This is a genomic window from uncultured Marinobacter sp. (genome assembly GCF_947259545.1).
Taxonomy (GTDB): Bacteria; Pseudomonadota; Gammaproteobacteria; order Pseudomonadales; family Oleiphilaceae; genus Marinobacter.
Genome location: NZ_CAMYMK010000002.1, coordinates 26,216 through 53,124 on the forward strand (window position 1 = coordinate 26,216; position 26,909 = coordinate 53,124).

At 58.9% G+C, this 26,909-nt stretch carries 27 protein-coding genes; 9 read left to right on the plus strand and 18 right to left on the minus strand.

Annotated elements, in window-relative coordinates; translation table 11 throughout:
* Nucleotides 1-104: 104 nt before the first annotated feature.
* Nucleotides 105-896: an adenosylmethionine decarboxylase gene (gene speD / locus Q0Y21_RS00265; protein WP_297790438.1), complete on the minus strand. Its 792-nt coding sequence runs from the start codon at nt 894-896 to the stop codon at nt 105-107.
* 204 nt (nt 897-1,100) lie between these two features.
* Nucleotides 1,101-1,523, minus strand: coding sequence for an OsmC family protein (locus Q0Y21_RS00270; RefSeq protein WP_297790439.1), 423 nt, complete (start codon nt 1,521-1,523; stop codon nt 1,101-1,103).
* Between the two features lie 241 nt (nt 1,524-1,764).
* On the opposite strand from Q0Y21_RS00270, the gene crp reads away from it, so the two are divergent.
* Nucleotides 1,765-2,406, plus strand: coding sequence for a cAMP-activated global transcriptional regulator CRP (gene crp / locus Q0Y21_RS00275; RefSeq protein ID WP_007153756.1), 642 nt, complete (start codon nt 1,765-1,767; stop codon nt 2,404-2,406).
* 18 nt (nt 2,407-2,424) lie between these two features.
* On the opposite strand, the gene Q0Y21_RS00280 is transcribed toward crp, so the two are convergent.
* From Q0Y21_RS00280 to Q0Y21_RS00300, 5 genes are all read right to left on the minus strand, one after another.
* Nucleotides 2,425-3,309, minus strand: coding sequence for an alpha/beta fold hydrolase (locus tag Q0Y21_RS00280; RefSeq protein ID WP_297790440.1), 885 nt, complete (start codon nt 3,307-3,309; stop codon nt 2,425-2,427).
* 115 nt (nt 3,310-3,424) lie between these two features.
* On the minus strand, nt 3,425-4,507 hold the full coding sequence (gene modC / locus Q0Y21_RS00285; protein WP_297790441.1) for a molybdenum ABC transporter ATP-binding protein: 1,083 nt from the start codon (nt 4,505-4,507) through the stop codon (nt 3,425-3,427).
* The gene (gene modB / locus Q0Y21_RS00290; protein WP_297790442.1) at nt 4,504-5,217 is read right to left on the minus strand and encodes a molybdate ABC transporter permease subunit; all 714 of its coding nucleotides are present in this window, start codon (nt 5,215-5,217) and stop codon (nt 4,504-4,506) included. The genes modC and modB overlap by 4 nt, the downstream gene beginning before the upstream one ends.
* Before the next feature lie 127 nt (nt 5,218-5,344).
* Nucleotides 5,345-6,265, minus strand: a complete 921-nt coding sequence (locus tag Q0Y21_RS00295) for a PEP-CTERM sorting domain-containing protein (RefSeq protein ID WP_297790443.1) — start codon at nt 6,263-6,265, stop codon at nt 5,345-5,347.
* A gap of 166 nt (nt 6,266-6,431) precedes the next feature.
* Nucleotides 6,432-7,373, minus strand: a complete 942-nt coding sequence (locus tag Q0Y21_RS00300; protein ID WP_297790444.1) for a sterol desaturase family protein — start codon at nt 7,371-7,373, stop codon at nt 6,432-6,434.
* A gap of 130 nt (nt 7,374-7,503) precedes the next feature.
* Between Q0Y21_RS00300 and Q0Y21_RS00305 the strand changes: the two genes are divergently transcribed.
* Complete coding sequence (locus tag Q0Y21_RS00305; RefSeq protein WP_297790445.1) at nt 7,504-8,502, plus strand: AraC family transcriptional regulator; 999 nt, start codon at nt 7,504-7,506, stop codon at nt 8,500-8,502.
* Here Q0Y21_RS00305 and Q0Y21_RS00310 read toward each other — a convergent pair.
* Complete coding sequence (locus tag Q0Y21_RS00310) at nt 8,492-9,229, minus strand: glutathione S-transferase family protein (protein ID WP_297790446.1); 738 nt, start codon at nt 9,227-9,229, stop codon at nt 8,492-8,494. The genes Q0Y21_RS00305 and Q0Y21_RS00310 overlap by 11 nt on opposite strands.
* Nucleotides 9,230-9,401: 172 nt before the next feature.
* Between Q0Y21_RS00310 and Q0Y21_RS00315 the strand changes: the two genes are divergently transcribed.
* Nucleotides 9,402-10,376 (plus strand): META domain-containing protein, encoded by a 975-nt coding sequence (locus Q0Y21_RS00315; RefSeq protein WP_297790447.1) that lies wholly within the window; start codon nt 9,402-9,404, stop codon nt 10,374-10,376.
* Here the strand turns inward: Q0Y21_RS00315 and Q0Y21_RS00320 are convergent.
* Nucleotides 10,355-11,182 carry a transporter substrate-binding domain-containing protein gene (locus Q0Y21_RS00320; RefSeq protein ID WP_297790448.1) on the minus strand — a complete coding sequence of 276 codons (828 nt, stop codon included), beginning with the start codon at nt 11,180-11,182 and terminating at the stop codon, nt 10,355-10,357. The two genes, Q0Y21_RS00315 and Q0Y21_RS00320, sit on opposite strands and share 22 nt — an antisense overlap.
* Before the next feature lie 149 nt (nt 11,183-11,331).
* Here Q0Y21_RS00320 and Q0Y21_RS00325 point away from each other — a divergent pair, with 149 nt between their 5' ends.
* The 4 genes from Q0Y21_RS00325 (at nt 11,332) to Q0Y21_RS00340 (ending at nt 14,523) form a co-directional block, all read left to right on the plus strand.
* Nucleotides 11,332-12,432, plus strand: coding sequence for a M14 family zinc carboxypeptidase (locus Q0Y21_RS00325; RefSeq protein WP_297790449.1), 1,101 nt, complete (start codon nt 11,332-11,334; stop codon nt 12,430-12,432).
* A gap of 2 nt (nt 12,433-12,434) precedes the next feature.
* The gene (locus tag Q0Y21_RS00330) at nt 12,435-13,169 is read left to right on the plus strand and encodes an alpha/beta hydrolase (RefSeq protein WP_297790450.1); all 735 of its coding nucleotides are present in this window, start codon (nt 12,435-12,437) and stop codon (nt 13,167-13,169) included.
* An 86-nt stretch (nt 13,170-13,255) separates the two neighbouring features.
* Nucleotides 13,256-13,873, plus strand: a complete 618-nt coding sequence (locus tag Q0Y21_RS00335) for a glutathione S-transferase family protein (RefSeq protein WP_297790451.1) — start codon at nt 13,256-13,258, stop codon at nt 13,871-13,873.
* A gap of 35 nt (nt 13,874-13,908) precedes the next feature.
* Nucleotides 13,909-14,523: a DUF4202 domain-containing protein gene (locus Q0Y21_RS00340; protein WP_297790452.1), complete on the plus strand. Its 615-nt coding sequence runs from the start codon at nt 13,909-13,911 to the stop codon at nt 14,521-14,523.
* Nucleotides 14,524-14,739: 216 nt separating this feature from the next.
* Here the strand turns inward: Q0Y21_RS00340 and trpC are convergent, their stop codons facing one another.
* From trpC to rpe, 6 genes are all read right to left on the minus strand, one after another.
* Complete coding sequence (trpC, locus tag Q0Y21_RS00345; protein WP_297790453.1) at nt 14,740-15,561, minus strand: indole-3-glycerol phosphate synthase TrpC; 822 nt, start codon at nt 15,559-15,561, stop codon at nt 14,740-14,742.
* A 79-nt stretch (nt 15,562-15,640) separates the two neighbouring features.
* Nucleotides 15,641-16,669, minus strand: a complete 1,029-nt coding sequence (gene trpD / locus Q0Y21_RS00350; RefSeq protein WP_297790454.1) for an anthranilate phosphoribosyltransferase — start codon at nt 16,667-16,669, stop codon at nt 15,641-15,643.
* 429 nt (nt 16,670-17,098) lie between these two features.
* The gene (locus tag Q0Y21_RS00355) at nt 17,099-17,677 is read right to left on the minus strand and encodes an aminodeoxychorismate/anthranilate synthase component II (protein WP_297790455.1); all 579 of its coding nucleotides are present in this window, start codon (nt 17,675-17,677) and stop codon (nt 17,099-17,101) included.
* Between the two features lie 16 nt (nt 17,678-17,693).
* A complete protein-coding gene (trpE, locus tag Q0Y21_RS00360; protein WP_297790456.1) occupies nt 17,694-19,181 on the minus strand; it encodes an anthranilate synthase component I in 1,488 nt (495 codons plus the stop codon).
* Between the two features lie 253 nt (nt 19,182-19,434).
* The gene (locus Q0Y21_RS00365; protein WP_297790457.1) at nt 19,435-20,124 is read right to left on the minus strand and encodes a phosphoglycolate phosphatase; all 690 of its coding nucleotides are present in this window, start codon (nt 20,122-20,124) and stop codon (nt 19,435-19,437) included.
* Nucleotides 20,121-20,807: a ribulose-phosphate 3-epimerase gene (rpe, locus tag Q0Y21_RS00370; RefSeq protein WP_297790458.1), complete on the minus strand. Its 687-nt coding sequence runs from the start codon at nt 20,805-20,807 to the stop codon at nt 20,121-20,123. The genes Q0Y21_RS00365 and rpe overlap by 4 nt, the downstream gene beginning before the upstream one ends.
* A gap of 96 nt (nt 20,808-20,903) precedes the next feature.
* Here rpe and Q0Y21_RS00375 point away from each other — a divergent pair, with 96 nt between their 5' ends.
* A complete protein-coding gene (locus Q0Y21_RS00375) occupies nt 20,904-21,737 on the plus strand; it encodes a DUF3530 family protein (RefSeq protein WP_297790459.1) in 834 nt (277 codons plus the stop codon).
* Nucleotides 21,738-21,751: 14 nt separating this feature from the next.
* Here Q0Y21_RS00375 and Q0Y21_RS00380 read toward each other — a convergent pair whose 3' ends face one another.
* Genes Q0Y21_RS00380 through Q0Y21_RS00390 form a run of 3 tightly spaced genes read right to left on the minus strand, consistent with a single transcriptional unit; the run spans nt 21,752 to nt 24,238 of the window.
* Entirely contained in the window at nt 21,752-22,507 is a 756-nt protein-coding gene (locus Q0Y21_RS00380) for a molecular chaperone DjlA (protein WP_297790460.1), read from the minus strand.
* The gene (murU, locus tag Q0Y21_RS00385) at nt 22,494-23,192 is read right to left on the minus strand and encodes an N-acetylmuramate alpha-1-phosphate uridylyltransferase MurU (protein WP_297790461.1); all 699 of its coding nucleotides are present in this window, start codon (nt 23,190-23,192) and stop codon (nt 22,494-22,496) included. The genes Q0Y21_RS00380 and murU overlap by 14 nt, the downstream gene beginning before the upstream one ends.
* The gene (locus Q0Y21_RS00390; RefSeq protein ID WP_297790462.1) at nt 23,189-24,238 is read right to left on the minus strand and encodes a phosphotransferase; all 1,050 of its coding nucleotides are present in this window, start codon (nt 24,236-24,238) and stop codon (nt 23,189-23,191) included. The genes murU and Q0Y21_RS00390 overlap by 4 nt, the downstream gene beginning before the upstream one ends.
* A 290-nt stretch (nt 24,239-24,528) precedes the next feature.
* On the opposite strand from Q0Y21_RS00390, the gene Q0Y21_RS00395 reads away from it, so the two are divergent.
* Nucleotides 24,529-26,871 carry an LPS-assembly protein LptD gene (locus Q0Y21_RS00395; RefSeq protein ID WP_297792439.1) on the plus strand — a complete coding sequence of 781 codons (2,343 nt, stop codon included), beginning with the start codon at nt 24,529-24,531 and terminating at the stop codon, nt 26,869-26,871.
* Nucleotides 26,872-26,909 lie beyond the last annotated feature (38 nt).

Sequence of the window (26,909 nt, forward strand, 5' to 3'; positions counted from 1 at the left end):
AACGCCGGAGGTTGCGGAGAATAAAACGGAGATTTTCGGGGAGGGGCATCAAAAAAACTGAATGACCGGCAGACGCCGTCTCGCCGGTCATTGGGGGGTATCGTTTACTGCACGTTGCGGGAGTAAAAAATCTCCAGCATCTCACGGCGCAGACGGTCCTCGATGGACTGTGCTTCCTGTGGGTCCAGATCGCTGGCGTTCACGCCGAAGACGTAGTTATCCAGCTTGAAATTCTTCAGCATCATCTTGGTGTGGAACAGGTTCTCCTGGTACACGTTGACGTCGATCATCTGATAGGCGTTCTGGGTATCCTCGGTCAGGTAGTTCTGGATCGAGTTGATGTCGTGATCGATGTAATGCTTGGTGCCGTCCACGTCGCGGGTAAATCCGCGTACACGGTAGTCCACCGTCACCACATCGGAATCGAAGCTGTGGATCAGGTAGTTCAAGACCTTCAACGGTGAGATCAGGCCGCAGGTGGACACGTCGATATCAGCGCGGAAGGTACTGATGCCTTCGTGGGGGTGACTTTCCGGGTAGGTGTGCACTGTCACGTGACTCTTGTCCAGGTGCGCCACGATGGCGTCTGGCAATGGCCCCGGAGACTCCGCGTTATCCGGCTCACCGGAGGTGAGCTCATGCTCGGCGATCAGCATGGTCACGGAAGCGCCATGGGGCTCATAGTCCTGACGGGCAATGTTGAGAACATTGGCGCCAATGATCTTGACCACATCGGTCAGGATCTGGGTCAGCCGCTCGGCGTTGTACATCTCATCGATGTAATCGATGTAAGCTTCCCGTTGCTCTTCCGTCTGCGCGTAACAGATATCGTAAATATTGAAGCTCAGGGATTTGGTCAGATTATTGAAACCGTGCAACTGGAGTTTGGTTTCCATGCTCAGCCCCTCCGGACAATGGAGATGAATGACTACAGAAGGCCCGATCGGACATTCTGCCGAGGCCGCCACCGACTACTGACCGGATTGTTTACCATTTGCGCAGACCGGCGGAGAAGGGTGCGTATTATGCACACCGCGAATGTGGTTGGGTAGCCTTCGCAACCACATTTTAGCATCCGTAATTTCCGTGTCCCCTAAAGGCTAGTCCGCCTCACGGATTTCGTGGCTGTGGGTGATTTCCACGCCAGCTTTTTCGAGCATGATCGAGGCAGAACAGTATTTTTCCGCAGACAGGCTCACGGCACGTTTGACCAGGTTTTCTTTCAGTTTGTGACCGGTTACCACAAAGTGTAGATGTATGCGGGTAAAAACGGCAGGGATGGCGTCGGCCCGTTCCGCTTCCAGCTCGGCGTGACAGGCGGTCACGTCCTGTCGGCTCTTTTTGAGAATGCTCATGACATCAAAGGAGGAGCAGCCGCCAAGTCCCATCAGCAGCATTTCCATCGGGCGCGGTCCCAGGTTTTCACCGCCGTGATCGGGGGGGCCGTCCATCTGAACGGTGTGGCCGGTAGCGCTGGTGGCCTTGAAACTGGCATTTCCTGCCCAGTCTACAGTTGCTTTCATGTCAGTAAACTCCGCAATACATCAGGGATCTGGCACGGATGCTAGCACATAGAGCGGCACCCGGCAGCAACACCCGGCCCGGGCCGGTTAAGCACATCCCGTCGGTTTCAGGTTGCCGAACCCGGGCCTTCTTGTTATAAGTTGCGCTGATTTTGAAGAAAAATGACTAAACCCGCATGGAAAGCCGGGTACATAATAAACATCGGGACCCGCCAGTTTTTGAGGAGGCACGACTCGCACTATGGCCACTATCGTCAAGCCGGTTGAGCAGAAAACCAAGCATCTGGATTATTTCCTGTCGCAGTGTCACCGCCGGCGCTACCCCGCCAAGAGCACCATCATCTATGCGGGCGACAAGAGCGATTCACTGTTTTATATCGTCAAGGGCTCCGTTACCGTCATCATTGAAGACGATGATGGTCGTGAGATGATCATGGCCTACCTCAACGCCGGTGACTTTTTCGGCGAGATGGGGCTGTTTGACAACATGGATTCCCGCAGCGCCTGGGTGAAGGCGAAGACCGAATGCGAAGTGGCTGAGATCAGCTATACCAAATTCCGGGAGATTGCCCAGCAGGATCCACGGGTGCTGTATTTCATTGGTGAGCAGATGGCCTCTCGCCTGCGCCAGACCACCCGCAAGGTCGGCGATCTGGCCTTCCTGGACGTTACTGGCCGTGTTGCACGGACCCTGCTGGACCTGTGCAAGGAACCCGATGCCATGACCCACCCGGACGGCATGCAGATCAAGATCACCCGTCAGGAAATCGGTCGCATTGTCGGTTGTTCCCGGGAGATGGTTGGCCGAGTCCTGAAAACCCTGGAGGACCAGGGGTTGGTCCGGGTCAAGGGCAAGACCATGGTGGTCTACGGTACCCGCTGACCACCGGCCCGTGCTTGTCTATGCGCGGGCCGCCTTGCTGGCAAATCCGTCAATCCAGCCGGCAATGGCGTCGGGCTGGGTCAGCAGCACCCAGTGCGGCGCATCAACCTCCTGCCGGCTCAGTTTCCCTGCCCACTTCTCCAGCCCTTCAAATAGCTGCTCTTTCACGTAGTTGTCCTGCCCAGGCACGATCAGTTGTACCGGGCATTGTGCCTGCCTCGGCTCTGGCCTTAACAGTTTGGGCATGAAGTTGGCCCGGTAAAGCTTCACGCCGTAACGGCCGTCATTGCGCTGAAAACGGTTGTATTCGGCGTCGGACACCTGTTCCCTGTTCTTCAGGTAGTTTGGCCATAGCTTGTCGAGACCGGCACGCCAGGCGGTCTCCGGCAGCAGTGGCAGCTGAAACATGGCAACGTACCAGGAGCTGGCGAGCTGATTGATTACCTTGCGGGTGCCCCCTTCACTGATCCGGGTGACGTTGTTGCGTAACCAGAAGCCGACATGGTCCAGGCACGGCCCGGAAATCGTGGTATAGGACAGGATCCTCGATGTCAGCGGGCCAGTGGTCACCGATTCCCAGCTCTGTATGGACCCCCAGTCGTGGGCTGCAAGGTGGAAAGCCTGATCGGGTATGACTGAGTCCACGACCGTTGCCAGATCCGCAGCAAGGTGAGTCATCCGGTATGAACGGGTTTTGGCCGGCTTGTCGGAACGACCTGCACCGCGAACATCATAGCGGATAACGAAATAACGGTCTTTCAGTTGCTCGGTCACCCGGTCCCACACGGTATGGTTGTCCGGATAGCCGTGCACCAGCACCAGTGGCGGGGAATCGGGGTTGCCGTCGGTGGCGACATACAGGTTAACGCCGTTGCTGTTCACCCACTGATGTTGTGTTGTCATTGCATGCTCCTGTCGGCCGGATGGCACTGTGATACCTTCACAGGTTACCGGTCGGACGGAGTGCTGGCCCGTGCCAAGCGGGCCAGAGTATTGCGCAAGTTGTCCTCGTGGCAGTTCAGTCAACAATGGCGACGGTTTTGATCTGCAGCCAGACCTCCATGTCCGGTGCCAGCTGCAACTGGTGGGCAGCCCTGCTGGTTAGTCTGGCCAGGAAGGGAGTGTCGCCGGACTGCAGTCTGACCAGGGTGGTTCCGGGACTTTGCTCGCTGGCGATCTGCTCCACCCGCGCGGGCAGCAGGTTCTGGATGCTCTGCTCGTGATTGGGGGCCAGCGCGATGCTGACGTCCCGGGCGAGAATCTGAAGCCTCACGTCCCGGCCGGTCATCAATTCCGGCTCGTCCCGTACCCAGAAACTGCCGCCTTCAAAATCGGCGCGGCACAGGTGCCATTGGGCGTCACGCTCTCCAATGACGGCGTTGACGATGACCCCGGCATCCTCTTCCAGTGCAAACGGCTGATCTGTGCGAGCCAGGGTTTCCTGAAGCGGTCCCTCGGCTACCACGCGACCGCTATCCATCATCACCACATGGTCAGCCAGCCTGGCCACCTCAGACACTGCATGCGAAACATACACCACCGGAATATCGAGGGTATGATGCAGGCTTTCCAGGTAGGGCAGGATGTCCTGCTTGCTGTGGCGGTCCAGTGCGGACAGGGGTTCGTCCATCAACAGCAGGCGCGGGCTGGTCAGCAGTGCCCGGGCAATGGCTACCCGCTGACGTTCACCGCCGGACAGTTTCGCCGGCATTCGGGGCAGTAAGTGTGACAGTCCCAGCCAGTCCACGGCCTGATCGAATCCGATCTTTCGTTGGTCGGAGGGAATGCGATGGTAGCCGTAGGTCAGGTTGCGATGGACCGACAGGTGGGGGAACAGGCTGGTTTCCTGAAATACATAAGCCAGGGGGCGCTGATGAACGGCCAGGCGGCGGTGGCCATCCTGCCAGCACTCACCGTTCACGGACAGGTAACCCTCTGCCTTCTGCAGCCCGGCCATGCATCGAAGCAGCGTGGTCTTGCCACAGCCGGAGTGACCAAACAGGGCGGTAACGCCCTGTCCGGGGAGTTGCAGGTCCACGTCCAGCTGAAAACTCTCGAAGCCGCACTGGAAACGGGCGAGAATGCCTTTGCCCTGGTTCATTTAACGACCCCACCTGCCAGCCGTCCATTGATGGTGTACAGACATACCAGCACCAGGAAAGCGAACAGCAGCATGCCTCCGGCCAGCCAGTGCGCCTGACCGTATTCCAGGGCCTCGACGTGATCGTAAATGGCCACGGAGAGCACCCGGGTTTCTCCGGGAATGTTGCCGCCAATCATCAGTACCACGCCAAATTCGCCGATGGTATGGGCGAAGGTCAGTACTGCGGCGGTCAGAAAGCCCGGCCGGGCCAGGGGCACGGCGATGGTAAAGAAACGATCCCGTGGCGAGGCCCGTAAGGTTGCGGCCGCTTCCAGCATCCGATCGTTCAGGCTGGCAAAGGCATTCTGCAGGGGCTGCACGGTAAATGGCATCGAATAGATGATGGATGCCAGCACCAGACCCTCGAAAGTGAACGGCAGCGTGCCGATACCCAATCGTTCAGTCAGTTGGCCAATAAAGCCGTCGGGACCGAGCATCATTAACAGATAAAAGCCCAGAACTGTTGGCGGAAGCACCAGTGGCAGGGCAACGACGGCGAACACCGGTTGACGCAGCCAATGCCGGCTGCGGGCAAGCCACCAGGCAATCGGGGTGCCGATGATCATCAGCAGTAGGGTGGTGATGCCGGCCAGTTTCAGGGTGAGCCATACCGCTTGCCATTCCGGGCCCATAGTTGCTCCGTCGGATTCACCGGGTGTGCCGGTCATTATGTCAGGATCTGACGGTTATCCTAGCGGTCTTTGCCGATGATTTCCCGGGCTTTTTCTATGGTTGGCGGCATGCTGTCGGGTGTGGAGGCGCATCGGCCCGCATGGAGGCGGGCCGATGGAGGGCTTACTGATGCTTCCTGCGACGGGATAAGCCTATGCCTGTCAGTCCCAGGCCCAGCAAGGCCAGCGTGCCGGGTTCCGGAACCTCGTTGGGCAGGTCGACGGTATCCAGGGTCTCACCCATGACGTAGGAATAGCTCAGGTTCACCAGTTCCCCGGAAAACAGCGAGCCGATGTCGAACCCCAGGCCAATGACATAGTCCCCATCCCCATCATTGACTCCGGCCAGGTAATCGTCCGGGTTGGTAGACCAGGGCGCGGAGATCCCGGTGTTGTGGGTGATATCGGATTGCGTGTAGAGACCGAGGGTCAGCCCGGTCATACCGCCCTGGGAATTGACAAAGTCTTCCTCTGCCACACCGGTGGTGCCCCTGGTGTTGGTGGTGTCATAGGAGCCGAGGGTGTTGACGTCCGGATCGGGATCAATGGCGCGAAGGAATTTCAGATCGCTCAGATCCTGGAGTGCGGTGATCGTGGTCAGCACATCAATACGCTCGTAGTCGTCATTGAAGGAATAGCTGTGGCTGATGGTGAACAGGTCGCTGTACTGGCCCTCCCAGGCCACCTGATTGTCAGCGCTGCCACCGGAAAGATCGGTTGGGCCGGTCAGGGTGTTGATGTCCGCGGAGGAGCTGGCGTTGTTGTTTCCAACAGTGCCGCTCTGGGCTGATTTGACACCAAACCATTCCCACGGAGTGCCGGGAGTCAGGTAGTCCTCCGGACCCCAACTGCGGGTGCCGCTGGTGTCGTGGATGATGCCCGGGTCGGCGCTGCCACCAGCACCGAGGGTACCATTGTCACTGACTGCAGTGCGGACGAAATCACCTTCCATTACGATAGGAGCCGCAACGGAGGAACCCGTAACCAGGAGCCCTGCAGCAGCCAGCGTGTGTGGAAGAAAGCGGGATAGGGTACTAAAGCGCATGTGTAACTTCTCCTTGTCATAGTAAGTGCGTTTCATGCGCCGTCCGCAAATGCAAGTACCACGCCGGTGCCTGTAGAAAGCATTTAAAACAATGGCTTATCTATGAAATGGCTCGGCGTCACCGCTCAGCATGTAAAATGGTCTGACACTCGGTTATTGGTTGTCGTTATTCCGATGGGTTCCGCTGACGGTCCGCCCGTTGCCACTCGGGCGGGCGCCACAGGTGCTGGAGTCGGGTCTGCAACGCGCCCGGGTGCGTCATATCCCGGAACATATCCCGGTATTCATGGGTCCACAAAACAATCAGGTTGTTGGAGTACACGGGGCGGGTAATGCCGTACTCGGGGGGATTGTGGGCATCTTCCGGTGTAAAGGTACCAAACAACCGGTCCCAGATAATGAGGATGCCACCGTAGTTACGGTCGATGTACTCCGGGTTGCGGCCATGGTGCACGCGGTGGTGACTGGGTGTGTTGAAAATCAGTTCCACCCAGGAAGGTAGCTGCCTGACCAGCGTGGTATGGATAAAGAACTGGTACACCAGGGACAGGGCATAGGCGACACCGATCCATACCGGGTTAAAGCCAATGAACGCCAGTGGCAGGTAGAACATCCACCCACCGTTGAAAATATTGGTGGCATTCTGGCGCATGGCGGTGGAAAAGTTCATTCGCTCCGAGGAGTGATGGACCACGTGGGCGGCCCAGAACCAGCGTATGCGGTGGCTGGCCCAGTGCATCCAGTAGAAGCAGAAATCGACCCCCAGAAAGGTCAGAAATCCGCTCACCCAGTTCAGCTCCAGATCCAGCAGCCGGTAGTGGTAAAAAAACGCGTAAACCGGAAACGCTATGATCCCGGCAAACAGTAATTCGGTCGCCTGGTAGCCGGCACCGAGGGCAAAGTTGCGGACGGCTTCCCGGGTATCCATCAACTTCGGGTTATGACGAAGTCTCAGGTATTCCCAGACGGTGACGGCGATAAACACCGGCGTTGCGATCATGAAAATGAGTTGTCGTTCATCCAGTGCCAGCCAGGGCGCCACCAGGTTCCAGAGTGGCAGCAGGCCGCTGTTCTCCAGTACGGTCAGCATCATGTCAGTAATGGCCATAATCAGATCCGGTTGTCCGTTATCGTGTGTTGATTATTCTTGCCTGCCTGTGGCCTTAAAAATTGACGATATACGCCACTAAATTGATAATCCATGCCAATATCGTGGGCATTGGTCGGGAGTTGTCCCCATGGCAAGAGTGTTAAGGGTAACCGGAGCCTGGACGGGGTTGTTGAGCGACTGGCTGGACCAGCAGCACCTTGATGCGGGGCCACTGCGCCCGGAGCTGGCACGCTGGTCTGCGCAGGATAATGTCCCGGTCGCAGTCTGGCGTGACCTGCTGGCGAGGGGGCTGGCTCTGCGCCCGGACAGTGCCGCGCCGGAGCTGGAGGTGGGTAGCTGCGTGCGGCCGGGCCACGTGGGAGTTCTGGGTTACCTGGTACTGGCGTCAGATACACTGGGTGAAGCCATGCTGGCCTACCAGCGATACGAAACTCTGTTCTATGGCACCACGCTGGCGGAAATAGATATTGGCGGTGGTCAGGCGGAAATGCGCTGGCCGCGGTCGGACAATGAGCTGGGGCAGCAGGCAGACGGAACCGCTATCGCGGCCCTGGTGACTTTCCTGCGCCGCCAGATCAATAACCCGCCACCCCCTTCGTCGGTCTCCTTTCTGGAATCCGTGGACCCGGTAGCTGCCCGCGCCTATGAAGCTTTCTTTGGGTGCCCTGTCACATGGAACGACAGCCACGTGCGGGTTCGGTTTCCGTTGGAATACCTGAACATGCCCATGCCACGGCGGGATCCTACGTTGCGGGAGCTGCTGGACCGTCAGGCCCAGGCATTGCTCCGGGCTCTGCCGGGTAGCTCGGAAACCGAGCGACAACTGCAGCAGGTGCTTTTAAAGTTGCTGGCCGATGGTGAGCCCACCCTGGAGCGGGCTGCCAAGGCAATGTACATGTCCCCCCGCACGCTCCAGCGCCGCCTGGCCCGCCATCAGCTCAGCTGGCAGCAGTGGCTGGATCGCAGTCGTGAGCAGTTGGCGCGGCAGTATCTCGCGGATGCCTCACTGAGCCTGACCGACATTGCCCTGTTGCTGGGGTTTTCGGAACAGAGCGCCTTCACTCGTGCTTATCGCCGCTGGGCGGGTGTCTCCCCTGGCCGCGATCGCAGACGGCTCAGCGGTTAGCTTGGTAGATTTTTTCCAGGACCTGCAGCTGCGGTTGCCATTGACTCAGCCAGTCCTGAATGTCCCGCGGGATACGTTTTTCCCTGGGCCATGGCACGGGGTACTGTTCCGGCTGGAACATAGGGGCGAACATGCTGGCTGCCGTCAGATCGGCCCGGGAAAAGGTATCGCCCGCCAAAAAGTCTTGTTGGCGGTAGGTGTCGGCGAGTTCCACTAGCAGTGTTTCCATGGTCCGGCGCGACGCCTCAGCGGTTTTCTCGTTGATCTTCATCCACTTGCGCATAATCTCGTCAACCCGGCTGAAGGTCAGCTTCAGCAGGATGCTGTTGTAGAACGGCGTTTGGGCCGCGAGTAACGGCACCACGACCTTCGGGCGCTTTAGGAAATGATGATAGGAGTAGCAACGTACGGCCGGTCCGGCTTCGTCATCCAGGCGTTTTTCCCAGGCGAGTGCCGCCGCTTTTGCCTCGGGATCGGCCGGCGTTAACGGCCGCTCGGGAAAAGCCTCATCCAGGTAGTCCAGAATGGCGGCAGAGCCCTGGACAACGTGACCGTCATGATCCAGAACCGGCACTGATGTTGCCGCCCCGGTGAGCTTGCGAATGGTATTGATGTGCTGGCCTGGCAACAGGCTGTGAGTCTGGTATTGCAATCCTTTGAAATCCAGTGCCCAGCGTACTTTTTCGCAGTAATGAGAAATGGCGAACTGGTAGAGCCTGATGGCCATTGCTAATGTCTCCTTCTGTAAGTGATCCAAGGATAATGGGGTTGCCGCGAGATAAGAAGCCCATCCGGGTCAAATTGCGCTGGCCGTCAACATGTCCTCAGCGTAATGAAGGCTTTGGGCAATTTCACTTTAGAATTCAATGTTCTTGAAGACTGATATCAGGGAAGGAGTTATGACATTGCAACACATCGGAGTGATCAGCCTGCTGGGTGCCGCCTCCTTAATGGCGGTCGGTTGTGCGTCTACCAGTGATGCCCCGGGTGACATCGAGATCCCGGCGGACCGTATGTTCTGCGGCCAGGCCGCTATTGACCTGGATTACCGGGAAGATTCGGGGCAGCTTGTGCTGACGCACGAGGGCACCCGTTACACTCTTGCACCGTCCAGAAGTGCCTCAGGGGCGCGTTTCACCGATGGTGACGATACGGACACGGTTTTCTGGAGCAAAGGCAACTCGGCAAACCTGACCTTGAACGGAAATGAATTTCCCGAGTGCCTGGCCGTCGGATCGCTTTCTACGCCTTTCGTTGCCAGAGGGAACGAGCCGTTCTGGCACGTCACGCTGGTGGGCAGGGAATTGACGCTGAGCCGTATGGGTGAGGCAACAGAAACTCTATATTCCAGAGTGGTGGCGCAGGGAGAGAGCGGACAGACGATTCGCGCTGAGCGCGAGGGGCTGGCGCTAACGCTGGATGTTGCCCCCCAGCTGTGCATGGATTCGATGTCCGGTATGCCACACCCAAACCAGGTGCGGCTCACGGTCAATGGCGAGACATGGGCCGGTTGCGGGGGTAATCCGGAGCGCCTGCTGCGTGGTACCGAGTGGGTGGTGGAAGACATTGACGGGGGCGGAATCATTGACCGTTCCCGGGTAACCATCCGGTTTCTGGCAGACAACCGGGTAGTCGGTCGATCTTCCTGTAACCGCTACATGGGGGAATGGAGCCTGACGGGGGAGGGGCTTGAGTTTGGCCAGATGGCCGGCACCCTGATGGCCTGTGCGCCGGCATTGATGCAGCAGGAAGAGCGCTTCCTGAGCGTGTTGTCAGAGGTGCAGCGTTTCAAGATCGGGCCGCACGGTGAGCTGATACTGACTACGGCGGATGGTGACGCCCTGCGGGCTGTTCAGTCCTCCGGTAAGCCATAGGTCGCCATGATCTCCCGGATTCGGCCACTTTCCCGGAGTCTGGCTGTTCCCTCGGACAACAGGGCGGCGAGGTGTTCGGAACGTTCTTTTTCCGGTGAGAAGGCGACATAGGTATCGGATTTCTTGAGCAGGCCGGCATTGCGGGGAGGGGCTGATCCGGTGTGGTCTTTCAAAGCCCAGGTCATGACGTAAACATCCTCCGGATACACATCGGCGCGATGTTGGTTCAGCAGGTAGATGGCCCTGTTCAGGGGAGATGGACCTGAAATTACCCAGACTATTGAGGGTTGGTCCGCGTGGGTCCGGATATAATCATCCAGTTCCTTGGAATAGGAGTAGCCATTGATGGCGAGCAGGGTCTGATCTGTCAACGACTCCAGCCCTCGATAGAGCCATGGGCTGTCAGCCGGTGTGTACAAGGCGATGTGTGAGCGCCCCTGGGGTTCATCCGGGAATACGAAGTCCGGGGCGTCGGTGGTGAACGCGCCAACCACGGCATCCAGCAATCCCTCGCGGGTCATCTGCAATGCCCTTGCCCAGCTGACGTTCAGGTATTCCACTTCATACCCGGACGCTTCGAATACCTCCCGGGTAATATCAATCATATAGCCTTCCTGCTGTTCGCCCGCCAAGCAGTTGTGGGGGCACCAGGGATCAGCGCCGATGGTGATGACCTTTTGCTCGGTGCTGAGCATAGGCGTGCCCTGGGTGCTCTGATCCAGCGTGTCGGCGGCCTTGGGGGCCTCGGAAGGAGAGCAGGCACTCAACAGCATTGTCAGCGTTAACACGAAAACAGTCTTGAACATGGTAGCAGACCGTAAACACCGCAAACGGCGGCCCTGTTTTCATCATAGTCCTTTCCGGTTTTGTTGTAATGGGGAGCGTGAGGGGCGCTGTCAAACAATTGCAGCATAACGCTGTCATGTTGGAGGGTCGCCAGAAAACGGAGCCCCACATGACTGAGCTGAAAAATCTGACCCCCCATGCTGCGATTCCGCAGGAGCAGCTAACCCGGGATGCTCGCCAGCGTCGCCTGCTGAGAACGTTTCTGCCGGAGCTGGTGTCACTTGAACGTCTGCTGGCGGAGGCGCCCGAGCAAGTGACGACCGAGGTGATCGAGCGGACGCGGGTGGGGGCAATGACGTTGCCAATCTACCGCGTGGACCTGGGAAGTACATCCGCCGATGCTCCGGTCATGGTCCTGGTAGGCGGCGTTCATGGCCTGGAGCGGATCGGCAGCCAGGTGGTCATGGCCTGGCTGCGTAACCTGCTGGCCAGGCTGGCGTGGGACGACCATCTCAAGGAACTACTGGGGCGGGTACACATCACCATCCTGCCGATACTGAACCCGGGCGGCATGTACCTGAACCAGCGCAGCAATCCCAATGGCGTCGACCTGATGCGCAATGCCCCGATCACCGCTCAGGACCGGAGTGCCTTCCTGCTCGGTGGGCAGCGGCTGTCGCCACGTCTGCCCTGGTATATTGGTGGCCCTGAAAAGGGCATGGAGCTGGAAAACCGGGCGCTGGAATCGGTGATCAGCGGCCTTCTTCCCGGTCGCCCTTTCAGTGTTGCGCTGGACTGCCACTCGGGCTTTGGCTGGCAGGACCAGATCTGGTTTCCCTATGCTTACCGACGCCGCCCCATGCGCAAGATTGCCTCGGTACTGGCGCTGAAGCTGATCTGGGAGCAGGCTTATCCGGATCACAATTACAGGTTCGAGCCCCAGTCCCGTCACTACCTGACTCATGGGGATCTGTGGGATTATTTTTATAAGAGGGTGAATCGGGATAATGCCGGGACTTTCTTGCCACTTACCCTGGAAATGGGATCATGGCGATGGATTCGTAAACGTCCCCGTCAACTCCTGAGACTGGACGGTTTTTTTAATCCACTGGTGCCCCATCGGCATCAGCGGGTGTTGCGCAGTCATCTGGCCTTCATGGATTTTCTGCTCAGCGCCACGGCCAGCCATGGCAACTGGTTGCCGGATGGTGCCGACGAGTCCATGCTGAGGGAGGCAGCGATTATGCATTGGTACAGGAAAAGCGAGTAAATATGCACTGGATACTTCTGCGCGGGCTGACGCGGGAACAGGCTCACTGGGGGGACTTTCCTGACAGGCTCCGGCAGGCGTTCCCCGGCCATCGTTTTCACCTGGTGGATTTTCCGGGGACCGGCGTGCATTATCGCGAACCCTGCCCGGCGACAATAACCGCCATCCGCGAGAAAGTGCAGCGGCAGATCAGTCATATTCCCGGGCCATACAGTATTATGGCGTTGTCCATGGGAGGCATGGTGGCGCTGGATTGGGCCCAGCACGCCTCAGAAGGGGAAATCCAGAACCTGGTGCTGATCAACACCAGCTCGGGTTTCAGTCCGCCTTGGCACCGAATGCGGCCAGCAGCCTGGCCGAGGATTGTGCGATTGCTGGCGCGGCGGGAACTGTTTGACCGCGAGGCGGATATCCTTCGGCTGACCTCTAACAGAGAGCCGGACTTACAGATCATGAAGCACTGGTACAGTATTCAGCGCCAGCGCCCGGTCTCCCTGCAAAACGCATGGCAACAGGTGAAGGCGGCGGCCTCGTATCAGCCGCTGAACCGGCGACCATTGCCTGAGGCGCTTTTGCTGGCCAGCAAGAAGGATCGCATTGTTCACTGGAAATGCAGCCAGAAGCTGGAACAGCGTTGGCAATGGACTCTGAAAGTGCACCCGGAAGCGGGGCATGATTTGCCCATGGATGACCCTAGATGGGTGATTGAGCAAGTGCGGCACTGGTTGATTGTCTGATATCGGTTGCTTGACGCAACCGTTCTTTCACGTCAGTCTCTTGGGTGATTATGACGCGTCCAATTTCACTGACGGAGCCAAGAACAATGAAGATCTTCGAGACGAAAACCGCCCCTAATCCCCGCCGTGTCCGTATGTTTCTGGCGGAAAAAGGCCTGCTGGATAAAGTCGAATTTGTGGAGATCGATATCCAGAAAGGGGAAAACCTGACCCCCGAGTATGTCGCCATGAACCCGATGAAAAAGGTGCCGGTGATGCAGCTCGATGACGGGACCAGCGTGGCGGAGACCATGGCCATTTGCCGATACTTCGAAGAGAGTTATCCGGATACACCGACGCTGCTCGGTGATACGCCTCTTGAAAAGACCATGATCGAACAGTGGCTGCGTTGGATTGAGCTGTACTTTTTCGTGCCGACCGGCATGTGTTTCCAGCACACCAGTGGCTATTTCAAGGATCGCATGAACCCCATCAAGGAATGGGGGGAAGAGTGTGGGGTTGGCGTTGAAAAATTCATGCACTTCCTCAACAAGCACCTGGAAGGCAAAGAGTACATTTGTTGCGACCGTTTTACCGCTGCTGACATTAACGCTTTTACCACCGTTGCTTTTGCCAAGGTGGTGCAAATTCGCATCAAGCCAGAGCAGACTCACCTGCAGGCCTGGTTCGACCGCATCAAGGCCCGCCCCTCAGCCCAGGTCTGAGGGGAGGATAACGAAGAACCCATGGTACCCAGTCAATGAGCCAATCCGAACACCTCGACTGCGCCCTGCGCGCTATCGACGACGCGAACCGTGAAGACCCGAACCGGGAACAGGTGGGAGACGATCTGCTCCCGCGGGAATACGCCTACAGCCTGCACATGACGCGGTGGCTGTTCGCACTTGAGCCGGAGCCAAGTGAGCGGATGCAGATCGCCTGCCGGGCCCAGCACATTGAGCGCTGGACCATGCCCCGCAAGGAGTATCCGGAAGGACGAAAGGGTTATTACGAGTGGCGTCAGGCCTGTGGCCGTATGCATGGCCGGCGGGCGGCGGAGATCATGTCGGCCTGTGGTTATCCGCAGGAGGAGTGTGATCGGGTTGAGACGATTCTCACCAAGCGGGAATTGCGCAAGGACGCGGATACACAGCTGCTGGAGGATGTTGCCTGCATGGTGTTTCTGGAGCGTTATTTCGCCGATTTTTATGAAGAAAAGGCGGAGTACGATCGGGAAAAGTGGTTGCGGATTGTCCGCCGCACCTGGGGCAAAATGTCGCCACGGGGGCATGAGGCGGCGCTGAAGCTGGCCGGTGATCTGCCGGAGCATCTGCTGGCATTGCTGCAGGAGGCATTGGCGGAGCCTGAGGGCTGAACCGTGCCTCAAGTCAGCGGATAAGTCGTGTCAAAATACGCTGTGAATACTTCCCTGTACGCTCGGCTCCGCCCCTCAGTGCTTATTGCTCCTGCGTCGCACTGAGGGTCCTGGGCAGGCCGTCCTTGGCCTGCCCGTGAAGAGCTTCTCGCTCTTCACCCATGGCTCCGCACGCTTTTGGCACGACTTGTCCGCTGGCTTGGATAAGCCTTTGAGTCAGCCGGCTCGGAAAAACAGTTCCTGCAATTTCTGACCAGGTTCCTCGGCTCGCATGAAGGACTCGCCTACCAAAAATCCGTAAATGCCCCGGGAAGTCATGGTCTCGACGTCATCACGGGTCATGATGCCGCTTTCGGTGATCGTCAGTCGGTCTGCGGAAATACGCTCGTGCAGGTTGAACGTGGTGTCCAGGGACACCTCGAAGGTGTGCAGGTTCCGATTGTTGATGCCCACCAGCGGTGTCTTCAGGGTCAGCGCATCGTCCAGTTCCTCGCCATCATGGACTTCCACCAGTACATCCAGTCCGATTTCGTGGGCGATGCCTTCGAGTTCCTGCATCTGGTCTTTGGTCAGACAGGCGGCGATCAGCAGGATGCAGTCGGCGCCAATGGCCCGGCTTTCATAGACCTGATACGGAGCCACCATGAAGTCCTTGCGGATCACCGGCAGGCTGCAGGCAGCGCGGGCGGCCTTCAGATAGTCCTCGTGGCCCTGGAAGAAATCCCGGTCTGTCAGGACGGACAGGCAAGCAGCGCCGCCCTGTTCATAGCTCTCGGCAATCACTTCCGGTTCAAACGGATCACGAAGAATGCCTTTGCTGGGTGAAGCCTTTTTTATTTCGGCGATGACCGCTGGGGTTTTGGCCTCAATTCGGGTGCGCAGTGCATCGGCGAAGCCTCGTGCTGGCGGTTGGTCACCAGCCATGGCTTTCAGGTCGGAAACAGAAAGCTGGGGCTTCCGCTCGCCAATTTCCTCCCATTTCCGATCAACGATCTTTCGAAGGATGGTGGGAGTCTTGTCTAAGTGTCGGTCAGTCATATCGAGCCCGTAAAAAGTTTGCGAGAGCCGGAAGGGATACCCCACCGGCTCGTCCGGCTGCAATGTCGGCAGACCGGTATTAAAAGCACTGCGAAAAGTCAGCCAGCTCGGACATCTTGCCCGCTGCCAGGCCCGAACCCATAGCGTCCAGGGCCATCTCGACACCCGCTGTCGGGGTGTCGGCCAGGCCGGCTACGTAGATGGCCGCGCCGGCGTTCAGAGCGATCAGGTCACGGGCCTTTTCGGCCATTTCGTCGTGGCCGCGGCCGAAAGCGGCGCGGATCAGTTTCAGGGATTCCTCGGAGGAATCCACGGCCAGACCGACCAGAGACTGACTCTTGATGCCCAGATCTTCCGGGGTGAGATCGTACTCGGTGATCTCACCGTTCTTCAGTTCCGCCACATGGGTGGGGCTGGCCAGGCTGATTTCGTCCAGGCCGTCTTTGGAGCACACCACCATGATATGTTCGGCCCCCAGGCGATGAAGCACTTCCGCCATAGGACGGCAGAGCTCACGGGTGAACACGCCCACCAGCTGCCGCTTCACGCCCGCCGGGTTGGTCATCGGACCAAGAATATTGAAGATGGTACGACAGCCCAGTTCCTTGCGAGGGCCTATCGCATGCTTCATCGCGCCATGATGGGCGGGCGCGAACATGAACCCGACACCGATCTGTTCGACGCAGCGGGCCACTTCCTCCGGTTTCATGTTCAGGTTGATACCGGCTTTTTCGATCAGATCGGCACTGCCGCTTTTCGAGGACACGCCCCGGTTGCCGTGCTTGGCGACAAAGCCGCCGGCCGCGGCCACCACGAAAGACGCGGCGGAGGACACGTTGAACAGGTTGGCACCATCGCCGCCGGTGCCGACAATGTCTACCAGTGGTTCGGCGTTGACCGTGACTCCGGTAGCCAGTTCGCGCATGACTTCGGTGGCGCCGGTGATTTCATCGATGGTTTCACTCTTCAGGCGCAGCCCCATGAGAAAGGCCCCAATCTGCGCATCGGTGGCTTCGCCTTTCATGACAATGCGCATGACGTCCTTCATTTCCTCCCGTGACAGATCCAGGTTGGACGCAATGCGGTTCAGTGCTTCTTTCATGTCCATTAATGGGCCCCTTGGGTCAATCTGCGTTTTGTGTTCTGTGCTTTGGTCTAGCTTAGCAAGTTCCTGTTTGGTGTAGGACCTGTTGTTCGGTTGGCCCTTTGACTGGGAGCATGGCCGACGGCTGGAGTACCTGCTTCGCAAAAGCGCCTCAAGACGTCCCTGTGCGGCTCGGGCTCCGCCATCCATGGCTCCGCACGTTTTGCGAAGCAGGCACTCCAACCATCGACCCTAGAGCTTGGGGAGAGCTTACCCAATGTTCAGTTCTTCAACGCTCTTTTTTCGTTCCAGTCTTGAGTGAAGAACATACTGGAACAACATGCTCAGAGGGCAGCGAGGGGGAGAGCCTTCCCCAAATGCAGGCGTGTTTTGGGAAGGCTCTCCCCCTCGCTGACCGGGCTCAGAACCAGACCCCAGGACCACCCAAACAAACTAGCTTCTCAGAAAGTTCCGCAACAACTCATGCCCCTGCTCAGTCATAATCGACTCCGGATGAAACTGAACCCCCTCAATGGGCAACGTCTTGTGACGAACCCCCATGATTTCTTCCACCGAACCATCCTCATTGCGGGTCCACGCAGTCACCTCGAGGCAATCCGGTAAGGTGTCCTTGTCGATCACCAGGCTGTGATAGCGGGTCGCCTGTAACGGATTGCTCAGGCCACGGAACACGCCCTGATCCTTGTGATACACCGGTGACACCTTGCCGTGCATCACCCGCCCAGCGCGGATTACATCGCCACCGTAGACCTGGCCGATGGCCTGGTGGCCCAGGCAAACACCCAGGATCGGCAGTTTGCCGGCAAAGTGGCGGATAGCGGCCATGGAAATGCCCGCCTCATTGGGTGTACAGGGCCCCGGGGAGATCACCAGGCGCTCCGGTTTCAGCGCCTCGATTTCTTCTACCGTGATTTCGTCGTTGCGGTACACATGAACATCCGCACCCAGCTCGGCCAGATACTGCACCACGTTATAGGTGAAGGAATCGTAGTTATCGATCATCAGCAACATAATCTGTTCCTCCGCCTCAGTGGTCGAAATCGTTGTAAGTCATGGCGACCGCCCGGAAAATCGCGCGGCCCTTGTTCATGGTTTCCTTCCACTCAAGGCGAGGCACCGAATCGGCTACCACGCCGGCACCGGCCTGGATGTGCAGGGTATTGTCCTTGATCACCGCGGTGCGGATGGCAATGGCGGTGTCCATGTTGCCGTTGAAGGACAGGTAGCCCACGGCGCCGCCATAAACGCCCCGTTTCACCGGTTCCAGCTCGTCGATGATTTCCATGGCGCGGATCTTGGGAGCGCCACTGAGGGTGCCGGCGGGCAGGGTGGCGCGCAGGACATCCAGGCAACTGGTGTTTTCTTTCAGGCGACCGGTGACGTTGGAGACGATGTGCATGACGTGGGAGTAGCGCTCCACGATCATCTTGTCGGTCAGTTTCACGGTGCCGGTCTCGGACACCCGGCCGGCGTCGTTGCGGCCCAGGTCGATCAACATCAGGTGTTCGGCGATTTCCTTGGGGTCGGCCAGCAGTTCCGCTTCCATTGCCCGGTCCTCGGCCTCGGTGGCGCCGCGCTTGCGGGTGCCGGCGATGGGGCGAACCGTGACTTCCTCGTCTTCCACCCGTGCCAGTATTTCCGGTGAGGAGCCGACGATGTGGAAGTCGTCCAGATCCAGGAAATACATGTAGGGGGAGGGGTTGAGCACCCGCAGTGAACGGTACAGGTTCAGCGGTGGCGCCTCGAACGGAATCGACATGCGCTGGGAGATGACCGTTTGCATGACATCACCATCAAGCACGTATTCCTTGATCTTGCCCACGGCGGCTTCGAAGTTTTCCTGATTGAAACCGGAGATGAAGTCGCTTTCATCCACGGTCTTGCCGCGCAGACTTTCCGGGGTGCGGGGTGCATCCGCGGTTTGCCGGTGCAGTCGTGATTCCAGATCGTTAATACGTTGCTGGGCCTGTTCGTATGCGCCCTTCACCGCGGGGTCGGCGTGTACGATCAGGTGCAGCTTGCCGCGCAGGTTGTCGAACACCACGATCTCATCGGACACCATCAGCAGGATGTCGGGAGTGCCGATCCTGTCCGGCGGGCAACTCTGGCGCAGGCGCTTCTCGATGTAGCGCACAGTGTCGTAACCGAAGTAGCCGACCAGTCCACCGTTGAAGCGGGGCAGCTCTTCCAGGTCCGGCGCGTTGAATCTCGCCTGGTATTGCTCGACAAAGGCCAGCGGATCATCCGCTTCGACTTCCTCGATCACCTGGTTGTCTCGGGTAATGGTGACCTGGTGATCGCGAACCTTGAGGACGTCGCGACAGGGCAGGCCGATGATGGAGTAACGACCCCATTTTTCACCACCCTGAACGGATTCAAACAGGTAGGAGTAGGGACCGCTGGCCAACTTGAGATAGGTGCTCAGTGGGGTGTCCAGGTCGGCCAGGACTTCACGGTATACCGGGATGCGGTTAAAGCCGGCCGCGGCGAGCTCGGCGAATTGCTCGGGTGTCATGTAACGGTTTCCTGAAATCTGATCTGCTTGTTAGCTGGCGCTGTCCCCGGTTTCTGTCCGTTCACAGCCCAGCCGATGGTTGCGGTCATCGTCGGGGCACAGCCCGATTGACCGCTGGCCTGAATCAGCCAGTGCGCCATCGCCACCATCGTGTTGCGCGGGTTGTCAGGATGCCTCGCGCTGCAGTCAGATTCAGTCCCTGCACGGCAGGAATCTCCCGAAATGAAGTGATCAACGTAATATCCTTGTGAGATTACAAAAGCTCAGCCAGTGAATCAACCACTGTGTCCGCACCCAGGGAGTCCACGGGCGGGCCGTAATTGTAACCATAGCGTACGGCCACGCATGGAATGCCCGCTGCGAGGGCAGCGCTGATGTCTGCTGCCGAGTCGCCCACCATGACCGTGGTGCCCCGGGTTCCGTTGAGGGCCTCCATGGCATGGAGCAATGGGGCCGGATCGGGTTTCTTGACGGTCAGGGTATCACCGCCAATGGTCAGATCGAACCAGTGTTCCAGGCCCATCTGTTCGAGTAGTGGCGCCACGAACTGTTCCGGCTTGTTGGTGACCACAGCCATCCGGCAACCCTGTTCGGCCAGATGGGCCAGGCAATCTTCCACACCATCGTAGACCACTGAGTGCTGGCCGTTAATCTCGGTGTAGGCATGGTAGAAAATGGCGAGGGCATCATTGAACAGGGCCTCATTTCTGGAATCGACCGGTTCCCAGTCAATGGCGTCTGCCAGTGCCCGTCGTACCAGGATCGCAGCGCCATTGCCGACCCACTGCCGCACCTTGTCGATGCCGGCGGCAGGCCGGCTGAGGTGTTCCAGCATCTGGTCAACGGCGGCTGCCAGATCCGGCGCGCTGTCCACCAGGGTGCCGTCAAGGTCGAACAGGGCAACGCCGGGCCAGCGGGCATTGAACAGACCATTCAGGCTCATTGGTCTATGCTCTTTCTGGCCAGTTCCAGCTCGGCGCGCATCTGGTCGATGGTGGCCTTGTAATCGTCGGTGTTGAAGATGGCGGAACCGGCGACAAAGGTGTCGGCGCCGGCTTCCGCGATCTCGCGGATATTGTTCACCTTCACGCCGCCGTCGATTTCCAGGCGGATGTTATGGCCGCTGGCATCAATGCGCTTACGGGCTTCCCGCAGTTTGTCGAGTGTTCCGGGGATGAAGCTCTGACCACCAAACCCCGGGTTCACTGACATCAGCAGGATCATGTCGAGCTTGTCCATGACGTGGTCCAGGTAGTGCAGCGGGGTGGCCGGGTTGAACACCAGACCAGCCTTGCAGCCACCGTCCCGGATCAGTTGAAGGGACCGGTCAATATGGGCGGAGGCTTCCGGGTGGAAGGTGATGTAGCTGGCACCGGCGTCAATGAACATGCGGATCAGGTCGTCCACCGGAGATACCATCAGATGCACATCGATGGGGGCGGTAACACCGTGCTTGCGCAGGGCTTCACAGACCATCGGTCCGATGGTCAGATTGGGAACGTAGTGATTGTCCATGACATCGAAGTGCACAATGTCCGCTCCGGCTGCGAGAACGGTATCGACTTCTTCCCCCAGTCGTGCAAAATCCGCGGACAGGATCGATGGGGCAATCTGATAAGGGTTCATGACGGCTCTCTCAATGACATTGATAATGGCGTGGTCAGTCGGGACACTAGTCTAACAGTTTGATGATGTTTTTTCGCTGCGGAAGAGAAGGTGCATGTGAGCAATTGGTACAAAATATGGGTGCTGCCTCTAGCGTTATTGTTCATGGCCTTTTCAGGGCCTGTGTTTGCGCAGGAGGTCGTTCGGCTGAGTCTGGACGGTGACGGGACCGGGCAGGCGTTGTTCGAGTCGGAGCTGCGGGTGCCGGCCAGGGGAGCACTGTTGATACTGTCGGACGAGGGCCAGTCGGCACGAGCCAATCTGTTGGTCGCCCTGGGAGCATCGTTTACCTCATCGGGCTGGGCGGTGATGACGCTGGGGCTTGATGCGCCACCATACGAGGTCCAGCAGGCCCGGCAATACAGTGTTGACCCCAACTTCGGAACGGGTGCTGGTGGTATGGCGGATAAGGGCTCAGAGGCGGTGATGATCGATGTCATGGATGATGGCAATCTGGCGGACCTTGAATCCAGATACATCGCCCGAATTCAGAGTCTACTGGGTGCGGCGCAGGCAGACCTTCAGCGGCGTGGTTACGACCGGGTGGTGCTGGCGGCGGTGGGGCAGGGAGCTGTCCATATGGCCCGCTTCGCCGGCGGTAGCGGCTTTAATGGCGAGATGGTGTGGATTGCTCCGCGCTTTTATTCCGGTGACGAGTCTGCATTGAGTGAAGCCCTTGCCGGTATGGATGACCTGTCCGTGCTCCACCTCTACAGTTCCCGACAGGATCCGGAGCTTCTCTCCATGGCGCCAGAGAGGCGCATGGTGCGCCTGAAAAAAGCCGGTGTTGGTCGTTATCAGACTCAGGCTGTCGCTATGGCGGTGCGCCCTGAGGTCCGCGATGCCAGGGCACTGGCGAACCGCATGCAGGCCTGGTTAAAGGTCGACTGACCCCGCCCCTTACGCTACCGGGCGTGGTGGCGTCTGATCAGTTCCCATGCTTGTTGGTAGCGCAGCAGGCGATCTTTTGCCCGGGCTGTTTCAACGGCGTTCAGGGCTTGCTGCGCGAGCTTGTCAGGGTGGCACTCTGAGACCTTCCTGCGATAGGCCCGCTTGATTCCCTCCAGGGGCTCGCGGCGGGTGACCCCCAGCAACTTGCAGGCCTGCTCGTAGCTGGTGGGTTGAGGCTGGCTTTCCGGTTGGGTGATCCAGACCTTGCAGGCATAGCTCTCGAGGATGTCGTCACTGACTCTTACCGGCAGTCCGAGCCGGTCGATGGCGTCCTCGCAGCGATAGCGTCTGGGTTTGCGGGGTTTGCCCTGAAGTTGCGCTGCGTGGCACAGGCAGATGGCGACCCGCAGCGCCGGTGATGGCCACAGGTAGTGCACCAGTCGCATCTTCAGCGCACTCAAGGTTGGCAACTCGCTGGTATTCTTGCCCTTCTGGAACCATTGGATGGCTTTTCGACGCTGGCGCCGGGACAGTTTCAGTGCCTTCATCAGGGATTCGGCGAACCCGACATCGGCTTCGGTGACGCGCCCCTCAGATTTTGCGATATAGCCCAGAAAGAAGAACAGACTGCGCCGGCACCAGCCGGGCAGGCTGGTGCGTGTGATCAGTTCGCTGGCCTGGTGTCCACAGGAGGACAGCTCCTTCAGCAGCTCGGAAAACTCGGCCTCAAGCCGGGCCGGGAGCATGTTGTCGCCATCATTCGCTGCCATGGTTTACCCCTGGTCCCGAATGGAGCAGGTTGTCCAGTTGGCGCAAGCGGTCGGGGGTGCCGATGTCCATCCAGTTCCCGTCATGACGCATGCCACGGACCCGGTTCTCCGACATCGCTGTGCGCAGGATCGGTGCCAGTTTTCGTGGCCCTTGGGGTAACCCATCGAACAGGCGTCGATGGAGCAGGCTGATACCGGAGAACGTCAATTTGTCGCGACCTTCGGAGGTCACATAGCCATTGTCACGAAGGTGGAAGTCTCCTGCAGGGTTATGGCCGGGATTGTCGGTGAGTACCAGCAGGGCGTCGGCGTCCCCTGGAGGGGTCAGGGAAGCCAGGTCAAAGTCGCACCAGATGTCACCATTGATCACCAGGAACCAGTCATCACCGCCGGCGACCAGCATGGGCAGGGCCTGGATGATGCCGCCGGCGGTTTCCAGTGGCGCGGCTTCCCGCGAGTATTCGAGGCGCAAGCCGAACCGGTCACCGTCTCCGAGAGTGTGTTCGATCTGATCGCCCAGCCAGGCGTGGTTGATGACGACCTCGTTAAAGCCTGCACGCCGCAGATGTTCCAGGTGGTGAACGATGAGCGGCTTTCCACCAGCTTCCAACAACGGTTTGGGGGTGGTGAGTGTCAGTGGTCGCATACGTTCGCCCTTGCCGGCCGCGAGGATCATTGCCTTCACGGTAACTCCTTCTCCGTGGCGTTCGAGGGGGCAGGCCCGATCACCTGTTCGATTCTCGGCATGACGGTGTCCGCTAGCCATTCGTGGAAATGTCGAAGGGCTCCCTGCCTGGCACTGGCCTCAATCAGGTAATGGACCGTGCGGGGAATGTCGGCCAGGTAGCCGTCCTTACCATCGCGGATGGACAGGCGTGCGAAGATGCCGGACGCCTTCAGGTGCCGTTGCATGCCCATCAGTTCAAACCATTGCCGGAAGGTATCCGGGTCTGCCTTGTGCAGGCCGGCCGCCAGGCTGATCTGGCGGTATTGTTCCACCCAGCGGGCAATGTCCCCCTCGGGCCAGCGGATGTAACAGTCCTTGAGCAGGGAAACCAGGTCGTAGGTTACCGGTCCGCGTACCGCATCCTGGAAATCGATGACCCCGGGAAGATCGGTGTCAGCGCGAACCAGGAGATTGCGGGAATGATAATCCCGGTGCACGGTGACTTCCGGTTGGGCAAGGGCGGATTCACGCAGGTAGGCGAAGGCGGTATCCAGCATCGCCCTTTCCCCATTGGACAGGTCAAAGCCCAGCTTTCGGGTCAACAACCAATCGGGGAACAGCGCCATCTCGCGGTCAAGCAACGCAGTGTCGTAAGGCGGCAGGGGATAGTCCGCTGCCTCCGTGAGCTGCTGGATACGTAGCAGTTCCGTCAATGCACCCTGGTACAGCTGGTCCGCGGTATCGGTTGTCAGCTCATCCAGCATGAGCCGGTCGCCAAAATCCTCCAGCAGCAGGAACCCCTGTTCCAGATCGTCTTCTATCACGTCGGGTACGGCTACGCCCCGCGCATGCCAGTGGCGGGCAATGGCCACGAACGGGCGGCAGTCCTCATGCTCCGGCGGTGCATCCATAACAATAAACGGGCGCTGACCAGTGGCCGTGTTGCCGATGACGCGGAAATAACGGCGGAAGCTGGCGTCCCCCGAAACCGCTACGGGGTCGGCCTGTTCGAGGCCGGGGATCTGTCGGACCCACTGGGTCATTTTCTGCAGACGGGTATCCATGAAACAGGCGACTGTCCTGACAAGGTGAATGTTATTTCAGAAGCTTCCGAAAAGAGCTGGAAGTTAGCAGCTCAGTATAGAGAGGGTAAAACGGTTTTGCAGCAAAGTCGGGTTTCCGTTAACAAGGTGGGGAGCCCCGTGTAAACTAGGCGGCTGTTAAAAATCCCTGAGCCCTCAAGCCAATTGTAAGGAACCCGACCACCGTGCCAGTCCCAGCAAGGAACCTGCGAATACCGGCCAATCGGTTGCGGCACCCACCGGGGCTGGGACTGGTGTCCGCAGCGGGCATCATGTTCCTGGTGTCATCGTGGTCCTGCGCAGCAGCTGGAGCCGAGGCAGCTCCCACAGCTGCGGAAATGGACTGGCGTCCCAGGTCCGAACTGCCGGAGTCGGTCAGAAACACTCTGCCGACATTCTGCGAGGGCGGATACTTGCCCTCGGAAGCGTCGATGGCGGTTCCCGGGAGTGGAAACGGGATGCTGGGAACCATGCCGGATTCGGAGCAGCCCCTGCATGCCAGTGGTCTTTCCGCCCGATACGAACTGGATTCCGAACTGTACCTGAAGGGCGACGTGCAGCTGCGTCAGGGGCGGTTCTCGGTGACTGGTTCCGAAGCCCGTTATGACCAGGTGGGTGGCTCTGTCTCTGTGGCGGGACCTCTGGTCAGTCGTGGCGAGGCGTTTCTGCTGACCGGTGAGTCCGCGGACTACGACGTCAACAACGGTCACTTCGACATCAATACCGCGACCTTCCTGCTTCACAGCGCAGAGATGCGCGGCTCGGCGAGCACCCTGTCGCGCATTGCCGAAGACCAGGTATTGATCCGTGATGGTGCCCTGACCACCTGTGCGCCCAACCGGAACGACTGGTCCATCGTCGCCTCCGATATCCATCTTGATCAGGGCGAAGGTTTCGGTACCGCCAAACATGTGCGTCTGGAGATCAAGGACGTGCCGGTATTCTACTGGCCTTATGCCAGCTTCCCCATTGATGATCGCCGCAAGACCGGTTTTCTGTACCCTTCATTCGGGACCTCGAATACGGGCAGTGGTGCCTATCTGTCCGTACCCTATTACCTGAACCTGGCCCCTCACTACGACGCCACCCTGACGCCGCAGTATATTCACGGCCGGGGCCTGTTTAACGAAGTGGAAGGCCGTTACCTGAGCCCGTGGGGCGAATCGGTTCTGCAACTCGGTTACATCAGCAACGACCTGGAATACCAGGACGAGTTTCCGGGCGAGGACGGCGAGCGCTGGGCGCTGGATTTCACCACTCGTGCCGACCTTGGTGATGGCTGGAATGCCTATGGTGATTACTCCGTGGTCAGTGACGAGGATTACCTCAGCGATCTGAACCAGAACCTGGAAATCAATCAGGCCACGCACCTGCAGCGTCGCGGTGGAGCCCGCTACCAGGATGGTTGGCAGTATTTCGAGGTCTATGCCAACGGCTACCAGACGATCTCCGAACGTATTGCCGAGCGCAACAAGCCTTATGCCCAGTTGCCGGAAGTAATCTACGGCATGACGACAGACCTCGGGCCGGTAGAAACCAATCTCGAAAGCCAGTACACCTATTTTTACCGGGATAACGCCGAGTTGACCGGGCTGGACCGGGCCAATGGTCAACGCCTGCGGGCCATACCGGAAGTGGCGCTGCCGCTGCGGGCGCTGTGGGGCTTTACCCGCCCGTCCGTCAGCCTCGATTACACGCGCTATGAACTGGAAGACTACGAGCTGAACAGTGGCGGTTTCGATCGCACCGTACCCGTGTTCGAGTGGGACTCGGGGCTCTATTTTGATCGTCAGTCCAGTCTGTTCGACATTCCCTACAACCAGACGCTGGAGCCCCGCCTGTATTACGCATGGGCGGACGCGGAAGCCGATCAGGATGATATTCCCGATTTTGATACCGCGCTGCGTTCATTCAGTTTTGACCGCTTGTTCCAGCGCAACCGGTTCACCGGCGGCGACCGGGTCGGGGACGCGAATCAGTTGACGGTGGCCCTGACCAGTCGTTTCAATGACCTGATCAGCGGGGCGGAGCGGGCCCGGTTCAGTATCGGCCAGGTACACTATTACGACGACCGGGAAGTGACGCTGATGGGGCAGGGGGCGGATGACCGCAGCGATTCTCCGTTGGCGGGGGAAGTGCTGTTGCGGCCACTGGAGACCCTGGATATCCGCAGTGCCGGTCTGTGGGACCCGGACACCCAGAAGACAGAGGAGGGGCGCAGCCAGCTGATCTTCCATTCGGAGGATTATCGCTACCTGGCCAGTCTGGGGCACACCTACAGCCGAAACGAATTGGAACAGTCGGATATCGGGGCGGTTTTTCCTGTCACAGACCGTGTTAGTCTGATCGGCCGCTGGGTCTATGATTCCCAGCTGGATCGCACCGTCGGCTCACTGGCGGGCATTGAATACAATAATTGTTGCTGGAGCGTTCAGGTGGTCCACCAGAACTACCTGACCGACGATGAGCAGTTGGAAAGCCGCATGCTGTTCCAGATCCAGCTCAAGGGGCTGGGCGGCAGTGGCGGTTCGTCCGACCGGATCTCCGAAGCCATCTATGGATTTGATGAGCGGGAACGCCGTCGCTTTGGCGGCACGGGTACCAGGTACGATTAAGTCAGCATGTAGCGGGCGTTCCGCAGACAGAATGTTCA

Coding starts and splice junctions, on each gene's coding strand:
- speD (WP_297790438.1), bottom strand. CDS start 896: ATGGAAACCAAACTCCAGTTGCACGGTTTCAATAATCTGACCAAATCC.
- Q0Y21_RS00270 (WP_297790439.1), bottom strand. CDS start 1,523: ATGAAAGCAACTGTAGACTGGGCAGGAAATGCCAGTTTCAAGGCCACC.
- crp (WP_007153756.1), top strand. CDS start 1,765: ATGGCCACTATCGTCAAGCCGGTTGAGCAGAAAACCAAGCATCTGGAT.
- Q0Y21_RS00280 (WP_297790440.1), bottom strand. CDS start 3,309: ATGACAACACAACATCAGTGGGTGAACAGCAACGGCGTTAACCTGTAT.
- modC (WP_297790441.1), bottom strand. CDS start 4,507: ATGAACCAGGGCAAAGGCATTCTCGCCCGTTTCCAGTGCGGCTTCGAG.
- modB (WP_297790442.1), bottom strand. CDS start 5,217: ATGACCGGCACACCCGGTGAATCCGACGGAGCAACTATGGGCCCGGAA.
- Q0Y21_RS00295 (WP_297790443.1), bottom strand. CDS start 6,265: ATGCGCTTTAGTACCCTATCCCGCTTTCTTCCACACACGCTGGCTGCT.
- Q0Y21_RS00300 (WP_297790444.1), bottom strand. CDS start 7,373: ATGGCCATTACTGACATGATGCTGACCGTACTGGAGAACAGCGGCCTG.
- Q0Y21_RS00305 (WP_297790445.1), top strand. CDS start 7,504: ATGGCAAGAGTGTTAAGGGTAACCGGAGCCTGGACGGGGTTGTTGAGC.
- Q0Y21_RS00310 (WP_297790446.1), bottom strand. CDS start 9,229: ATGGCCATCAGGCTCTACCAGTTCGCCATTTCTCATTACTGCGAAAAA.
- Q0Y21_RS00315 (WP_297790447.1), top strand. CDS start 9,402: ATGACATTGCAACACATCGGAGTGATCAGCCTGCTGGGTGCCGCCTCC.
- Q0Y21_RS00320 (WP_297790448.1), bottom strand. CDS start 11,182: ATGTTCAAGACTGTTTTCGTGTTAACGCTGACAATGCTGTTGAGTGCC.
- Q0Y21_RS00325 (WP_297790449.1), top strand. CDS start 11,332: ATGACTGAGCTGAAAAATCTGACCCCCCATGCTGCGATTCCGCAGGAG.
- Q0Y21_RS00330 (WP_297790450.1), top strand. CDS start 12,435: ATGCACTGGATACTTCTGCGCGGGCTGACGCGGGAACAGGCTCACTGG.
- Q0Y21_RS00335 (WP_297790451.1), top strand. CDS start 13,256: ATGAAGATCTTCGAGACGAAAACCGCCCCTAATCCCCGCCGTGTCCGT.
- Q0Y21_RS00340 (WP_297790452.1), top strand. CDS start 13,909: ATGAGCCAATCCGAACACCTCGACTGCGCCCTGCGCGCTATCGACGAC.
- trpC (WP_297790453.1), bottom strand. CDS start 15,561: ATGACTGACCGACACTTAGACAAGACTCCCACCATCCTTCGAAAGATC.
- trpD (WP_297790454.1), bottom strand. CDS start 16,669: ATGGACATGAAAGAAGCACTGAACCGCATTGCGTCCAACCTGGATCTG.
- Q0Y21_RS00355 (WP_297790455.1), bottom strand. CDS start 17,677: ATGTTGCTGATGATCGATAACTACGATTCCTTCACCTATAACGTGGTG.
- trpE (WP_297790456.1), bottom strand. CDS start 19,181: ATGACACCCGAGCAATTCGCCGAGCTCGCCGCGGCCGGCTTTAACCGC.
- Q0Y21_RS00365 (WP_297790457.1), bottom strand. CDS start 20,124: ATGAGCCTGAATGGTCTGTTCAATGCCCGCTGGCCCGGCGTTGCCCTG.
- rpe (WP_297790458.1), bottom strand. CDS start 20,807: ATGAACCCTTATCAGATTGCCCCATCGATCCTGTCCGCGGATTTTGCA.
- Q0Y21_RS00380 (WP_297790460.1), bottom strand. CDS start 22,507: ATGGCAGCGAATGATGGCGACAACATGCTCCCGGCCCGGCTTGAGGCC.
- Q0Y21_RS00390 (WP_297790462.1), bottom strand. CDS start 24,238: ATGGATACCCGTCTGCAGAAAATGACCCAGTGGGTCCGACAGATCCCC.
- Q0Y21_RS00395 (WP_297792439.1), top strand. CDS start 24,529: ATGTTCCTGGTGTCATCGTGGTCCTGCGCAGCAGCTGGAGCCGAGGCA.